Here is a 296-nt window from a genome sequence, read left to right on the forward strand (position 1 = left end):
GGCATCGTCGTCGTGCTCGCCGACGGCCGGACGGTCGAGGGCAGCCACGCCCTGATGACCGTCGGTTCGGTTCCCAACACCCAGGGGCTCGGACTGGAGAAGGTCGGCATCGAGCTCGACAAGGGCGGATACCTGCGCGTGGACCGTGTGTCGCGGACGCCGGTGTCCGGGATCTACGCCGCGGGCGACTGCACCGGCCTGCTGCCGCTGGCGTCCGTCGCCGCCATGCAGGGCCGCATCGCGATGTACCACGCGCTCGGTGAGGGCGTCAGCCCCATCAAGCTGAAGACCGTGGC

At 70.6% G+C, this 296-nt stretch carries 1 protein-coding gene; it reads left to right on the forward strand.

Annotated features, from left to right (window positions below):
* On the forward strand, nt 1-296 hold a 296-nt coding region (locus AZG88_RS54245; RefSeq protein ID WP_231914221.1), incomplete at both ends, for an FAD-dependent oxidoreductase.

This window comes from Rhodococcus sp. LB1, from assembly GCF_001583455.1.
Taxonomy (GTDB): domain Bacteria; phylum Actinomycetota; class Actinomycetes; order Mycobacteriales; family Mycobacteriaceae; genus Rhodococcus_F; species Rhodococcus_F opacus.